Source organism: bacterium (assembly GCA_040753085.1).
Lineage (GTDB): Bacteria > UBA9089 > JASEGY01 > JASEGY01 > JASEGY01 > JASEGY01.
Map to the genome: position 1 here is coordinate 1 of JBFMHI010000054.1, position 15251 is coordinate 15251.

General features: G+C 47.3%; 11 protein-coding genes. All 11 read right to left on the bottom strand.

The window, feature by feature from the left end:
• Nucleotides 1-201: 201 nt before the first annotated feature.
• Nucleotides 202-1413 (bottom strand): type II secretion system F family protein, encoded by a 1212-nt coding sequence (locus AB1797_07265; GenBank protein ID MEW5767413.1) that lies wholly within the window; start codon nt 1411-1413, stop codon nt 202-204.
• A 327-nt stretch (nt 1414-1740) separates the two neighbouring features.
• On the bottom strand, nt 1741-2814 hold the full coding sequence (locus tag AB1797_07270) for a type IV pilus twitching motility protein PilT (protein MEW5767414.1): 1074 nt from the start codon (nt 2812-2814) through the stop codon (nt 1741-1743).
• A gap of 61 nt (nt 2815-2875) precedes the next feature.
• On the bottom strand, nt 2876-3025 hold the full coding sequence (locus AB1797_07275) for a hypothetical protein (protein ID MEW5767415.1): 150 nt from the start codon (nt 3023-3025) through the stop codon (nt 2876-2878).
• 31 nt (nt 3026-3056) lie between these two features.
• Nucleotides 3057-4793 (bottom strand): ATPase, T2SS/T4P/T4SS family, encoded by a 1737-nt coding sequence (locus AB1797_07280; GenBank protein MEW5767416.1) that lies wholly within the window; start codon nt 4791-4793, stop codon nt 3057-3059.
• A 61-nt stretch (nt 4794-4854) separates the two neighbouring features.
• Entirely contained in the window at nt 4855-5490 is a 636-nt protein-coding gene (locus AB1797_07285) for a cyclase family protein (GenBank protein ID MEW5767417.1), read from the bottom strand.
• A 139-nt stretch (nt 5491-5629) separates the two neighbouring features.
• Nucleotides 5630-6796 (bottom strand): glycosyltransferase family 4 protein, encoded by a 1167-nt coding sequence (locus tag AB1797_07290; GenBank protein MEW5767418.1) that lies wholly within the window; start codon nt 6794-6796, stop codon nt 5630-5632.
• Nucleotides 6797-7053: 257 nt separating this feature from the next.
• Nucleotides 7054-8958: an asparagine synthase (glutamine-hydrolyzing) gene (gene asnB, locus AB1797_07295; GenBank protein ID MEW5767419.1), complete on the bottom strand. Its 1905-nt coding sequence runs from the start codon at nt 8956-8958 to the stop codon at nt 7054-7056.
• 272 nt (nt 8959-9230) lie between these two features.
• Nucleotides 9231-12815 (bottom strand): FlgD immunoglobulin-like domain containing protein, encoded by a 3585-nt coding sequence (locus AB1797_07300; protein MEW5767420.1) that lies wholly within the window; start codon nt 12813-12815, stop codon nt 9231-9233.
• Complete coding sequence (locus tag AB1797_07305; protein ID MEW5767421.1) at nt 12748-12969, bottom strand: hypothetical protein; 222 nt, start codon at nt 12967-12969, stop codon at nt 12748-12750. Before AB1797_07305 ends, AB1797_07300 begins: the two co-directional genes overlap by 68 nt.
• A 182-nt stretch (nt 12970-13151) precedes the next feature.
• On the bottom strand, nt 13152-14201 hold the full coding sequence (locus tag AB1797_07310) for a polysaccharide deacetylase family protein (protein ID MEW5767422.1): 1050 nt from the start codon (nt 14199-14201) through the stop codon (nt 13152-13154).
• Between the two features lie 784 nt (nt 14202-14985).
• Nucleotides 14986-15251 (bottom strand): hypothetical protein (locus tag AB1797_07315; protein ID MEW5767423.1); only part of this gene is annotated, 266 nt, incomplete at its 5' end.

Here is a 15251-nt window from a genome sequence, read left to right on the forward strand (position 1 = left end):
CCTCCCATCAAGGGAGGGGAAGCTCTTATGCCGACGCTGTCAGGACAAAAGGAGATGAAACTTAACCCATAGCACTATAATCTGTAATGAGCTTACTTTTTTAACTTGATTTTGAGTAGATACAGTATCTGCACCGATCAGGCAGATAGGCTGAAGACTGAAGTTCAATAGCCTTCAGCCTTCAGCCTTCAGCCTTTCTCTTTACCCCAAGACGGTAGGCATCAGTAAGATAGGCAGGAAGACAGCAATGATAATACCCCCAATGATTACCCCCATAGCGAGAATAAGGATAGGTTCAATCATGCTGGCCAGGGAAGCAATAGTGGCATCTACCTGCTGGTCATAAAAGTCAGCCAATTTGGCCAACATAATGTCTAAACTACCACTCTCCTCACCTATGGCCACCATTTGAATAACCATAGGCGGGAAAACCCCGCTGTCTCTCAATGGATCAGTAATCTTTTCTCCTTCACGGATGGAGTTTCGGGCTTGCATTACGGCATCTTCAATGACTCTATTCCCTGATGTCTTGGCGACTACCTCCAGGGCCTCTAAAATGGGCACACCAGATTTGACCATGGTGCCAAAGGTGCGAGCAAATTTAGCCACCGCGATCTTTCTAAACAGGCTGCCAAACAAAGGCACCTCGAGAATATAGTGATCAAAGAGTTCTTTCCCTCTTTCCGTCTTGATGAACCGGATAAAGAGGTAAACCAGAAGAACTACTACCGCAAAGACCCAGAGGAAATGGTGCTTTAAAATGTCGCTAATAGCCAAAAGGATTATGGTTGGGGCCGGAAGCTTAACCCCCAGTGTATCATAAATGGCCTTAAAGGGAGGGATAATAACTATCAGGATAAAGATAGTTATCGACAGACAAATGAGAGAAACCGTAACCGGATAAGCCATAGCGGTAATAACCTTTCGCCGCAATTGAGCCAGATTTTCCAGATAAGCTGCGATTCTTTCCAGTATTTCATCAAGAACACCACCAGACTCGCCAGCTCTGACCATACTCACGTAAAGTTCGGAAAAGACATCAGGGTGTTTTTCTAAGGCCAGAGAAATAGACGCCCCTTTTTCGATCTCCTCCCGGACATTCGTGATGGTCTCTTGCAGCTTCTTTTTGGTAGTCTGTTCCACCAGGGTAATAAGACTCTGGACGATAGGCACCCCGGCATTAACCAGCGTAGAAAGCTGCCGGGAGAAAAGAGATAAATCGCCCAGGCTCACCCGACCATGCCAGCCTAATTCGGCTATCTTTTTCCAAAAGGTTTCTCGCTTCTCGGCCACCGAGAGGATATTCAGCCGGCGCTGCCGGAGCTTACTAATAGCCATTCGCTCGTTGTCCGCTTCTATTGTTCCTGAGACCACACCACCTGAAGGATTTTTCGCCTTATAAGTAAAATTCACTTTATTACCTCCTTTAAAAGGGGTCAAGGGCTCCAGACATGAAGGGTTCAAGTAAATACTCCCACCAACTTCCCCAAAAACCCTCGTAACCGTTCAGCTACAGATGCACACAGATGAAACACGGAAAATCCGTGAGCCGTGTCCGTGATTCGGGTCTGTCCTTAGGCTGTAGGGACAACCCTTGTGGTTGTCCGTCTACGGAACGGACATGGACAAGCACGGACAGGGACAAGCCCTGTCCCTACACTTCCGCCTTCTGTCCTGTGTTATTTATCCGTGCTAATCCGTGCAGCTATACCTGAACGGTTACAAACCCTCGAACCCTTTTTAATACATCGCCGCACTCCTATCCATAAATCTCTTTAAGTCATTGGGATCAAGAGACCTTGATAAAGCTTCCTGAGCTGTAATCAGGCCTCGGGAATAAAGATCGGCTAATGACATATTCATGGTCTGCATACCTTCTCTCCCCCCGGCCTGCATTAAGGTATAGGCCTGATGGACCTTCTCTTCACGAATCAGGTTTCTAAGACCCGGCGTAGCGATCAGGACCTCACAGGCCAGGACTCGGCCTTTGCCGCCGGCCTTGGGCATAAGCTGCTGAGAAAAGACGGCCTGGATAACAAAGGAAAGCTGAGCTCGAACTTGAGGTTGTTGATGGGGAGGAAAGACGTCAACTATTCGGTTAATGGACTGGACCGCATCCGGCGTATGGAGGGTAGCCAGTACCAGATGACCGGTTTCAGCAATGGTCAGGGTAGCCCTAATCGTCTCCAGATCACGCATCTCACCCACCATAATAATGTCCGGATCCTGTCTTAAGACATATTTCAGCGCCGCGGCAAAGGTCTCCGTATCGGACTCTACCTCTCGTTGGCTGATAATACAGTTTTTATGGGAATAAAGGTACTCGATCGGGTCTTCCACCGTGACGATATGCTCTTTTCTATTCTGGTTGATATATTCAATAATAGCCGCCAGGGTAGTTGATTTACCGGAACCCGTAGGACCAGTAACCAGAACAAGTCCCTTGGTTAGTTTAGCCATCTCATAGATGGCCGGAGGCAGACCCAGCTCCTCAAAGGACAAGGTCCTATTAGGTATACTCCGCAAGGCGGCTCCGACTGTCCCCCGCTGACGAAAGACATTCATCCTTATTCGACCGATCTCCCTTACTCCAAAGGAGAGGTCCAACTCGTTACTTTCTTCAAACTTTCGCTTCTGAGTCTCAGTCAAAACACTGTAAGTCAGTTCCTGACATACCTCCGGAGTAAGTCTCTCCGTTTTTAGCGGAATGAGTTCACCGTCGACCCGTATTTGGGGAGGAGTCCCTACAACTAAATGTATATCGGATGCCTCTCTTTCAATCATAATGTGGATAAGTTCTTCCATACTATACATAGTTTATCACTTCTCCTCTTTCTTCATTAGGCCCCTTCTCACTCAGGTAATCGGTATCAGGTTATCGGTGAAGTAAGCGTTCAGCCACTAAGGCACAAACTCGATGCTCGATCATGGATACTGGATCCTTTACCAGCATCGAGGATCGAGCATCGAGGATCGAGCATCCAGCATCATGTGCTGAACGGTTACTCGGTGAAAAGAAAGCCATAATCGGCTGTCACTGATCACCGATTACCGATTTAATGCAGCGCCCTCTCTTCAACCGTTATCCTTAAGAACTCTTCTACCGTCGTAACCCCGGCAAAGACCTTTCGGGCGGTGGCTTCTTTAAGACTAATCATCCCCTCGGCTTCGGCACAGTCTCTAATTTTATAGGTGGGTTCCCGGTCAAGGACCAGGTCTCTAATCGAATCCGTCATCTCCATCAACTCAAAGACCCCAATTCTACCTTTATAACCAATATTAGCGCATTTCTTGCATCCGGCCCCCTTGTAAAGGACGGATGATTCTTCCCTCGAAGGAAACCCTATCTCTTGCAACATAGCCCTGGAGACCTGATAACTCTCTTTGCAGGCTGGGCAAATGATTCGAACCAACCTCTGAGAGAGACTCATAATTACCGTTGAGGTAATAAGAAAGGGTTCAACGCCCATATTGACCAGCCTGGTAATGGCTCCCGGGGCATCGTTAGTATGGAGAGTAGAAAAGACCAGATGCCCGGTCAGGGCGGCATTTATGGCTACCTCAGCCGTTTCCCTATCCCTTATTTCTCCTACCATAAGAATATTCGGATCCTGCCGCATGAAAGACCGCAGGCCGGTGACAAAATCCAAACCTATCTCTGGCTTTATCTGAACCTGATTTATTCCCTCAATAACATACTCCACTGGATCCTCGACCGTGATAATATTCTTATCAATGGTGTTTAAAATCTTCAGGGTCGAATAAAGGGTAGTTGACTTACCACTGCTGGTGGGTCCGGTAACTAAAATAATTCCATAAGGATTATCTATCTTCTTTTTATAAACAGGCAGCGCCTCCGGTTCAAAGCCTAACTCAGTCAGTTCCAGACAGAGGCTTTCCGGGTCGAGGATCCTTAAAACCACCTTTTCTCCAAAGGCAGTTGGAATAATCGAGATTCGAAGGTCGACATCTCTATCCTCCAGCACCGCCTTACACCGTCCATCCTGGGGAAGGCGTCTTTCGGCAATATCCAACCTGGACATAATCTTTACCCGCGAAACAATGGCCGCATGAAGTTCCTTGGGTGGTGAAGAGACTTCATGCAGCATACCGTCAATCCGATATCGGGTTCGAAGTTGATTCTTATAAGGTTCAATATGAACATCGCTGGCCCCGGCTGAAATGGCCTCAATTAAGAGGTGATTAACTACATTAATTACCGGGCCGGACTCAGCATCAACCTTAAGCTTGGAAACATCGGCCTCCTCTTCTCTATCCCCAATAAGTTCAATCTTCCCCTTGCCTCTGGTTTCCTTTAGGATCTCCTCCAGGGTAAGAAATTTTTTATAATAGCTGTCAATGGCCTCCTTAATTTCCGACTCACAGGCAATGAAGGATATTATCTGGTAGCCGGTCATTCTGGCTATATCGTCTAAGGCCAATACATCCAAAGGATCGGCCATCGCAATGGAAAGGTTGGCCTCTTTCAGAGAAATGGGAATAAGGAGATGCCGCCGCATAAGGAACTCAGGAATAATACTCTTTACCCTCGGACTGATCTCCTCCAGGTTAAGCTGGGACAAGTCCATGAAAGGAATCCCCAGAAAGGCACCCAGAACAGGGACAATGTCTTTTTCCTTAGCTAAGCCAAGATCAACTAAGAGATAAGCCAGTCGTCTCTTATTTCCCTTTTGGGCCAACAAAGCCTGCTCAAGCTGTTCGGGTGTAATAACGCCTGCTTCCAGAAGGACATCGCCTATCTTCTTTCTGGAAGACGGGGTTCCTTTCGGCAAAAACTCTTCTCTCCCTTTTTCACCTTTTTTGTGGATATTATACACCATATTTCCCCTAATGTCAACAAGAAAATAGCGGTCTCAGAACAACCCTGGCCGGAGCGCCATCACCGTCTTCCAGTTTCAAAGGAAGGCAGATGAGTTCATATTCCCCCGCCTCGATCCCCTCCAAAATCAACCCCTCAATGACAGGGATTCCACGACTTAAAAGAATATGATGGGCTGGAGACGCCTTATTTTTGTATTCTTCTATGGAAAGGTAATCAAAGCCCACCAGTTTAATGCCTTGATCAGCTAAGTACTGGGCGGCATCACCGGTCAGATAGACAAAATTGCGCCTAAAACCCCTTTCTTTCAATAATTCGGAATTCCTGGTCTTAAAAAGCACCCGGGAAAACCCCTCCATCTTAAGTTCCTTCAGATCGGAGGCGGTAATCTTCTCTAATACCTTCAACTCAAAAACTTTAGCCGGCCCAATGAGTAATTCCAAAGGCAATTGATCCGCCTTAAGGCCAGCCTCTTCAAAATGATAAGGCGGATCCACATGGGTTCCCGTGTGAGTCCCCATACAGAGGCCGGAAAGATTTAACCTGTCCCCATCTTTTATTCGACAGACCGATTTAATTTCTACCTTGGGATCGCCAGGATAGGTCGGCATCCGCCGCTTGATAGGCATAGAAACATCAAAGAGTGGCATTGTATCCTCTCCTTTGGCCATTGTCAATTATTGTAACCGTTCATCCCATGAGGCTGGATGCTCGATCCTCGATGCTCGATGCTCGAGCATCGAGCATCGAGTTTGTGCCTTAGTGGCTTTGTGGCTAAATAGTTACTGGTTAATTATTAACCCCACCCGCCAACTCAATTACCCGCCGGGCGTTTTCCTCCCAGGTAAAACCACGCTCCCGGACAGTCTCTCTGGCCTTCTCCCCTAATTGCCTCCGCAGTTCAGGATGATCAATCAGTTTTAACAGCACCCTCTTTAGATCATCTCTATCCCCCTCTTTGAAGAGAAGGCCGTTTTGACCATCTTGGAGTATTTCACAAATATTAGGTAAGGCAGGGGCAACCACCGCTTTACCCATGGCCATATACTCGATGAGCTTCATAGGTGAGGCATAAGGGGTTACCCCCGGTTGAAGGGCGATATCAAAAGCCGCCACGTAAGACGGAATATCCTTTCGTTTCACTGGTCCGGCAAAGGTAACGAAAGATCCCAGGCCGTGATTATGCACGTAAGCCTCCAAATCCGGTCGAGCCGAACCATCACCTACCAGCAAAAGGTGTAAGGCCTTAAGGGGCTCTGGGCTCTTACCTATCTCACTCATCACTTCCATAGCCAGATTCAAACCGTGCCAGTCTTTGAACCAACCCGTAAAACCAAGAATTATCTTACCATCGAGTCCGTATTTCTTTCTAACCGCTTCTCCATTACAGGCGGCGGCATCAAATTCATCAAGATTAACCCCGTTGGGCAAAACCACTATTCTTTCCAAAGGCACGCCTATTTGCCAGAGATGGTCTTTTAACGCCCCGGAGACCACGATCGTCTTATTCGACCCAGAACATATCCGCCTTTCCAGATACCTGGCCAGAGGAGAAAAGACCAATCGCTCATATCTCTTTTTTTCATAGGCCAAGGGTGAATTGACCTCCAAGATCAAGGGGATTCCCAAAAACCTGGCCGCCAGAATACCAGAGAAATTATAGAGAGAATATCGCTCGTAAAGAAAATCAGGGCGAAACCTCCTACCGGCCTTTACCAGCCTGAAGTAACCCACTAAATTGTAGGCCAGTTCGAGTAATTCATATATCAGGCGTGGTGAAAAAGAAGCCACATATTCCCATCTCTTTCCTTTGGTCTTTTCAAGATCATCCCCTCGCTGGGCCAAAGCCACCAACTCTACTTCGTGTCCCAGCTTTCGCCAGGCCTTGATAAGCTCGTTGATATGAATCCCCTGGGCATCTTCAGCCTGGGTTCGGTGGTGATAAAGAATCCTCATTATCCCTTATTTTACCACAAGCCTCGTTTTTAGTCAACTGTCTTTCCGCCGTACCAGAAATCCCCTAACTTTTAATGTAACTATTCAGCCACGGATGGACACGGATGAAACACTGATTCCTTTTCTTTTTTTGTTGCTTTGTAACCGTTCAGCCACAGATGCACACAGATAAAACACGGAAAATCCGTGAGCCGTGTCCGTGATTCGGGTCTGTCCTTAGCCAGGCTACCAGACAGCCAGTGGGCCCTGTGTTCTGGCTACACAAACTCCCGATGCCACATCTCCAGCATGAGCAAGGCCCAAAGATGCTGACCATAATTCTTTAACCCCGATTGATGATCCCGCCACATCTTATGAAGAAATCTCGAATTAAAATAACCTCTATTAAGCGTCTTACTATCAAAGAGGATATCCTCGGTCATCCCTTTGAGGTCCTTTCTGAACCAGATGTCTGCCGGGATAGAAAAGCCCATCTTTCCTCTTTCCAGGATAGTCGGAGAGAGATAAGGGCGGACGGCCTTTTTAAAGATGTATTTGGAATTATCCCCCTTAAGTTTTAAATCAGGGGGGATAGTAGCCGCAAATTCGACCAACTGATGGTCAAGCAGGGGAACCCTCACCTCCAAAGAATTGGCCATACTCATTCGATCAACCTTAGTCAGGATATCATCAGGCAGATATGTCTTGATATCCACATACTGGATTCGAGACAGAGGGTCAAGCCCCTCGGTTTTTTTAAAATATTTAATGAGCGTGTCAGCCGGGTCATATCCGGCCAACTTACGCTTCAAGTCCTCCGAATAGAGCTTTCTCCTCATGTCACGGTTATAGAGAGAAAGCGAATTGGCATAGCCTTGTTCTGGCGAAAGGCTAAGATTGGTCAACAGGGTCTTGGCCCGGAGAAATTGGGGGAGATAATCGGCCTTGGGGTAAATTCCGGCCAGAGGCGGCAGGAGATATCTTTGGATAAAGCGGGGCAGGTATCCTCTCAGTTTGTTTTCCAATCTGTCGTAGAAATATCTCCTGTATCCGGCAAATAATTCGTCCCCTCCATCACCGGAAAGGGCCACCGTCACGTGTTCTCTGGCTGTCTTGGAAAGATAATAGGTGGGCACAGCCGAGGAGTCAGCAAAGGGTTCATCGAAATGATAAATAAGTTTGGGCAGCAGGGCCTCAAGTTCGGGTCTGACCGTATGTTCATAATGAGTGGTCTGATAGAGATGGGCTACTAATCGGGCAAATTTAGTCTCGTCAAACCCGTTTTCAGAAAATCCAATGGAAGAAGTGATCACCGGCCGATTAAGGCCATTGCTCATTACCGCCACCACCGCACTAGAATCTATCCCCCCGCTCAAGAAAACGCCCAGAGGGACCTCACTTATCAACTGGCTTTCAACCGAGTCCTTCAGATGACGGATTAAGTCTTGGGCATAATTTTCTTCACGGGCATAGAGATCTGCTTTTCCTGAGAGAGATGAATTTGAGGTGAATTCTACATCCCAGTATTCTTTAAGGGAGGCATGATCAGGGGTGCAAGTCAGGATATGACCTGGCGGGAGCTTATAGATTCCTTTAAAGATCGATCTGGGAGAAGGGATGGCCCGAAAGGTGAAGTAATCATCCAGGGCTTCATAATTAATCTGTCTGGGGATACGGCTGTCTTTCAGGAGGGCCTTGATCTCTGAACCAAAGAGACAAAAGTTGGCATTAAGCCAGTAATAGAGGGGCTTAATCCCCAACCGGTCCCTGGCTAAGGTGAGTTTTTTTTTGCCCCTGTCCCAGATAGCAAAGGCAAACATCCCCCCCAACTGTCTGACACACATCTCGCCCGCCTCTTCATAAAGGTGGACAATGACCTCAGTATCGGATTTGGTCTTAAATTGATGCCCTTTTAGGATCAGGTCATCCCTGAGCTGCCTGTAATTATATATCTCTCCATTAAAAACGATCCAAATACTGCCATCTTCATTAGAAACAGGCTGTTGGCCGGTAGTCAGATCAATAATAGCCAGCCGTCGCATACCGAGACCGAGGTCATCTTTGACATAAAACCCCTCTTCATCAGGACCGCGATGATAAAGAGCATCGGTCATCTCCCGAACAAGCCCTGGTTTAACCGGCTCACTTGAACCAAAATTGTATACGCCGCATATACCGCACATGAATGGCCCCCTTTTTTAATGGCGGATTTCTGATGGCGGATTGTCCGGCCTTGGGCCCGAATTGGCCTCCAGAAACCCCTTTTTAAATGGCGAATGGCGTAACTATTCAGCCACTAAGGCACAAAGATTACAAATATTCTCTTCGTGCCTTAGTGGCTTTGTGGCTAAATAGTTACCGGATTTCGGATTTCAGATTTCGGATTGGGATAAATACACAATCCGCGATTCGCAATCCGCGATTCACAATTAGCGATTCGCCATCCGCCATCTTCCTATTTAAGCACCACCATCTTCCTCGTCTCTACCGAAGATCCGGCAATAAGCTGGTAAAGGTAGATGCCGCTGGCGACTTCACTTCCGTCGGAATCCTTGCCGTCCCAGTAAGCTGATACCCCCTTTGAGGTGTATGATCCGGACCCGAGCTTCCCTAACTTCAGGGTCCGAATAAGCTCTCCGGAAAGATTGTAAATTCGGATGTTTACTTCAGCCTCCTGAGCCAGCTCAAAGGGAATCCAGGTCTCCGGATTCAAGGGATTGGGATAGTTCTGGCCTAACCTGGTTTTCGTGATTTCAGGCACAGATTGAATCCAGGTCTCTGATTTCAAGAAATCAGGATAGTTTTCCCCTTCGGAAAGAATAGGGGCGGCCTGGGCAGGGTCCAGATGATCAATAATATACCTCGCCCCCTGGATCAGAAGATTAGCCAGGTCAGGATGAATAGCTCCATTGGCATTTTTAACCTGAGAAATGAATTTCTTTAGGGTCTCCTTAGCGGCCTCAAGGTAACCGGCCGCTATTTGATACCCGGCCATGTTCAGCTTGGCAATCAGGGCATCAGCTAATGGTTGGCTGCTGATCAGGTCCATCTGATAGCCAATCTTTACCGCGAAGATCATCAGATTAATGGTGGCGAGAGGGTCATCAGGCAGTTGTTGAATAATATACCTGGCTTCGGCTATTAAGTAATCAGCTGCCTGGGGCCTTATGTGGGTGCCCTGATAGAGTTTTACCTCCTTGATATATGAGAAGAGGCAGATTTTGGCCAGGCTGTAATAACGGTAGTCAATCAGTTTCTTAGCCAGGACCGCCTTGGCTCGCAGAGAGAGCCAGATCCATTGGGAGTCAATAAGTCCCTTTTTGTAGCACACATTCGTGGCCTCAATCAGGGTATCAATGGTGGCTTCAACCTCAAAGGCCACCAAAGCAGAAGCGGAATCACCCTCTCTGTTCCAGGCAGTAACTACCAGGGTATGCTCGCCTAACTTGAGCTGGAAGAGGTTGAGGATGTCACCGTTGGACAACGCCTTTTCCCCATCAAGAATGGCCGTAACTGAATCTATACCTGACTCCGGATCGGTGGCGGTAAAGGAAACAGATACGGTGTCAGAGTGAAGATAGGGCCTGGCCTCCGGAGATTCTATCGTCACTAAGGGAGGCGTCACATCTCCTGTCTGTTCGGCTACAATAAAGTTGAGGGCGGCTAAACCTTCGCCTAAACCAGGACCGGTAGTAAGAATGGGGACGCCACTGATTAGATCAACCGTGTAAATAGTTTCATCCCAGAAGGTGAGGCCCATTCCCCCTGAAGCGTAGTCGGAATAGGCTTCACAATAGGTGGTAGCCCCATTGACCACAAAAGGACGGTCTTGAGGGACATAAGTATGGGGACTATTCTGCCAATCAGCCGCAGGATTGATTTGGACAAAACCGTCTATATGCCTTCCCGCCTGATCCACGGTATCAAGGGTCAGGGTAAGGGGGAAGAATTGAAAAACAACCCTGGCGGTGCCTGATCCGGCGCCCGGGGTTTGGGTTTGAACCACCCGACTATCAGTAGCATCAATGGTGTAAATCATATCCTCATTAATAGTTAATATATTTTCCTCAGTTCTGTAACCGGCAAAACCAAGGAAGCGGTTCATAATACCGTCAGGAAGCTCCATCACGCATGGAGTAGAGTGCCAACCCTGGTCAGCCAATTGGAACAACCCCTCGATATGTTGACCATTTTGGTTCACTGTATCAAAGGTCACCGACAAAAAGTGGAAGAGACAATCAATAGTGGCGGCGCCTGGGCCAGGGCCAGGGCCGGAAGTTATTTCACCATTCACTGTATAGGCGGTATCTTGCCAGATAGTTATTGTTTTGGTAACCGTTTTAAAAGCGGCAAAGAAATCAAAGGTAACGGTGCCTCCATTGACTATAAGCTCCGGTTTAGAATTAGTCGGCTCATAAGTATAGGGGGTGAAATGGTAGATACTAAAGGCGCTTATCCAAACCTCTCCATTTTCTACATGTTGGAGATTCCCATCCAGTGTATCGCAAGTAATAGAAAGGGGCAGGAACTTGAAAATAATCCGGGCGGCCCCTGCTCCAGCGCCAGATTGCACGGTTTGAGTCACGGTGACATCGGTAGCATCAATGATATAAATGTTGCCCTCGGTAAGGGTTACAATCTGCTCTGCTAACCTGTAACCGGCGTATCCGGTGAACACAGAGGTCGCTCCGGCCGGTATAGTCAGCGTAAAGGGCGCCGCCTGCCAATCCTGACCGTATATCTGAACATAACCGCCAATATGCTGGCTGTTTTGATCGACGGTATCGATAGTCAGGGTCAAGGTAGAAAAGATAAAATCTACGGTAGCCGTGCCTGCGCCTGCTCCCGGCTTCTCAGTTACTCCATCTTGAACGGTGTAGGCGGTATCCTCCCAAACAGTTATCGTCTGAGTAACCGTAGAGCTAAAGGCCAAGGCCTCGAAAGGAACCGCACCCCCGTTGACAATCAATTCCGGATGGCGGTGCTGGGGAGTGTAAATGTAAGGGGTGACCTGCCAGGGGGCATAGGCAGCCGGTCGAATAAAACCGTCAGCATGTTGCTCGGCTACGTCGAGTGTATCACAGGCAACGGAGAGAGGGAAGAAGGTAAAGATCACCTGGGCGGCGCCGCTGCCTGCGCCGCTGCCGGTGGTCATACTTACTGAAGCACCTGTGGCATCAATGGTATAAATGGTATCCTCTTGAATAGTTATGATCTGTTCTACGGTTCTGTAACCACTGAAGCTGGTAAAAATTGTAGAGGCGCCCTTAGGCATAGTTACCGTGGCCGGCGTAGCCTGCCAATCCTGGCCATATTTCTGGATAAATCCATCAATATGTTGACCATTCTGGTCAACGGTGTCTAAATAGACGGTTAAAACCGTGAAGACAAAATCAATCGTGGCCACGCCTGGGCCTGGTCCGGGACTGATAGTTGTTTCATCACCCACGGTATAGGCCGTATCTTGCCAGACTAAGACGGTTCGGGTAATCGTAGTAGATACAGCCATGGCCTCAAAGGAAACCGTCCCGCCATTAACAATTAAATCCGGGGGGCTGTTCTGAGGGGTAAAGGTGTGAGGGGTGGCATGCCAATCAGCATAATAAGCCGTTCGCACCCAACCCTCAAGATGCTGCTGGCTTCCATCCACGGTATTAGTGACCACAGAAAGGGGGAGAAACTGGAAATTAATCTGGCTAAGGCCACGGCCGGCCCCTGAACTACTTGCCTGGGTTACCGAAGTATCAGTAGCGTCAATGGTCAGAATGGCATCATCCAAAATGGTTACGATTTGCTCTACGGTTCTAAAGCCGGCATAGGCCGTAAAGATAGTGGCCGCCCCATCCGGCAAGGTCATAATATGCGGGCTGGCCTGCCAATCCTGGCCGTATGGCCGGATATAGCCGGGGATATGCTGGCCATTCTGATCGACGGTATCAATCGTTACACTCAGGTCTGCGGCCAGGGCAAGGTTAGGACTTATTACACTGGTGAAAGCCAATAGAGTGGCGACCAGTAAAAAGAGTAATACTTTTCTCATCTGTGGTTCTCCTTTTTTTTGATTGTAAGCGTTCAGCCCCTAAGGCACAAACTCGATCCTCGATGCTCGATTCTCGATGCTCGATCCTCGATGCTCGATCCTCGATGCTCGATCCTCGAGCATCCAGAATCGAGCATCCAGCGTCCAGTCTCATGGGATGAACGGTTACTTTTGATTTACGCTCGATTCTAAGATTCCTATATCGAAAATCAAGCGGTTAGATTGGCCCCATTTTTCTGTTTTAAACCATTAGCCCCTTTTCTATATTTTTAAGACATCGGCCCCTCCGCTGTCCTAACTCTGTAAATTACCTAAAGGTATTGGCATCACTCCTTTCTAACGTGATCCTTTAAATATCCGTAAAGCAAATCTGGGATCAGAAAAAGATCCAAAAGGACTCTTGGAAGATAATTCATTTACCCCTATCCGCTTCAAGGCAAAAAGGTCATTCTGGCCACTACCATAGTTATTTCCCCCTTCTTTGATGGAACAAGCCGACTGGAAATTATTTTCCCAGACTATCTTCTTAATCCCATCCTCTATCTCTCCAAAAGGATAGGAAAAGTGGCCGACCGGTTCCTTTAACCTGATTTCAATGGCCGTCTTGGATTCCACAATCTCCTTTCTGGCAGCTTCAAGGGGTAATTCTGTCAAAGACAGATGCGAGTGGGTATGAGCTCCGAAGGATATCCCTTCTCTCTTCATTTCATCCACCTCTTCCCAGGACAACATAACTCTATTAGAGGAGGCGGCTGTATCTTCTCGGCCAACTTTAAGGTGGCTTATAATCTCTGTTCTTACTGACTCCACCATACCCTTTAAGATAGAAATCAGCTTGTTTTTAGCCTCCTCTCGCTCTTTTCCCTCTTTAGCCTCAATCTCTAAAAGGCATTTTTCTACTTCCACCGGATAAATACCTCGGCGAACCTGGCCGTTTTTTTGTTCTAAAAGAGAGTCTACCTCATCCCACCAGAGCCGGCGGTCTGTGCCTATAAAATTGGTGGTTAGGAAGATAGTGGCCGGCAGAGAATATCTTCTCAGGATAGGAAAGGCTTGGGTGTAATTATCCCTATATCCGTCATCAAAGGTAATCACTACTATATCCTCCTTCAGGGGGATTTCTCCTTTAAGAAAAGGCATCGCCTCATCTAAAGACGCAACCTTAAAATTATTCCTGAGGAAATTCATCTGCTTCTCGAAAGTGGCCGGAGAAACAGCCATCTGAGGTCTAACATAGTCATCTATCACCCGATGGTAAGAAAGGATAATGACCTTGGGCCGACGAATCTTTCTAAACAGATCAAGCGATCGGGTATAATAAAGACAGACTCCCATGAGCCATCTAATTATTTCACTCCAGGAATTTCTTTCTCTCTTTGCCTCCATTTCCTTCCTTTCCAGTAAATGCAGGGTAACCGTTCAGCCACAGATGCACACAGATGAAACACGGAAAATCCGTGAGCCGTGTCCGTGATTCGGGTCTGTCCTTAGGCTGTAGGGACAACCCTTGTGGTTGTCCGTCTACGGAACGGACATGGACAAGCACGGACAGGGACAAGCCCTGTCCCTACACTTCCGCCTTCTGTCCTGTTATTTATCCGTGCTAATCCGTGCAGCTATACCTGAACGGTTACAATGTCAGCACAGCCCTATCCTCCCTCCAGAGGATAAGATTAAACGACATGGAATTAAGCGGTAAGGCTGAGTAGTTCCAAAAAAATCAGTGTTTCATCCGTGTAAATCCGTGGCTGAATAGTTACAATCGGCCAGAACTATCGCCCTCTGGATTTATAGATAGCAAGAATTATGCCAACTTTACCTGCTCAGCCTTTTTAATCGGAATGAAAATTTTTTTTAGACAGGCAGGGGCCTGTAAGGTTCTAATTGACGGAGACTCACCCGCATAGAGTCAAAAGTTGTCTGGATAAGTCGGTGAGTAAAATATCTTATCTTTATTCTTATTTCTATATGTAAATGCTGCGTTGGCTCTAAAAATTACTATTATTAGGCATCTATTGCCACCACTACTTATTAGCTGCTTTTTCGAGAAAACTCCTCTTGGCGGCATATAAAGGGCCAGATTTTTTTGTAAAAAAAACTTACATCGAAAGAGATAGTCGTATCTACTCAAAATCAAGTTAAAAAAGTAAGCTCATTACAGATTATAGTGCTATGGGTTAAGTTTCATCTCCTTTTGTCCTGACAGCGTCGGCATAAGAGTTTCCCCTCCCTTGATGGGCTTATCCTTACCCACATCTTTTAAAAACCACGAAGAACACGAAGGGCACGAAGAATTATAAAACAAATATTTTTTTCTTCGTGTCCTTCGTGCTCTTCGTGGTTTATCCTTGATTTTCATCAAGGCAGGCTCTTGTTTACCCCATCCTTTTACCCAATTTGTGGGTAAGGATAAGCCCATCAAGGGAGAGGGAATTT

Bases quoted from the DNA above. Each gene is read 5' to 3' on its own strand.
- AB1797_07305 (MEW5767421.1), bottom strand. From the start codon at position 12,969: ATGAGACTGGACGCTGGATGCTCGATTCTGGATGCTCGAGGATCGAGC.
- AB1797_07290 (MEW5767418.1), bottom strand. From the start codon at position 6,796: ATGAGGATTCTTTATCACCACCGAACCCAGGCTGAAGATGCCCAGGGG.
- asnB (MEW5767419.1), bottom strand. From the start codon at position 8,958: ATGTGCGGTATATGCGGCGTATACAATTTTGGTTCAAGTGAGCCGGTT.
- AB1797_07270 (MEW5767414.1), bottom strand. From the start codon at position 2,814: ATGTATAGTATGGAAGAACTTATCCACATTATGATTGAAAGAGAGGCA.
- AB1797_07275 (MEW5767415.1), bottom strand. From the start codon at position 3,025: ATGGCTTTCTTTTCACCGAGTAACCGTTCAGCACATGATGCTGGATGC.
- AB1797_07310 (MEW5767422.1), bottom strand. From the start codon at position 14,201: ATGGAGGCAAAGAGAGAAAGAAATTCCTGGAGTGAAATAATTAGATGG.
- AB1797_07285 (MEW5767417.1), bottom strand. From the start codon at position 5,490: ATGCCACTCTTTGATGTTTCTATGCCTATCAAGCGGCGGATGCCGACC.
- AB1797_07300 (MEW5767420.1), bottom strand. From the start codon at position 12,815: ATGAGAAAAGTATTACTCTTTTTACTGGTCGCCACTCTATTGGCTTTC.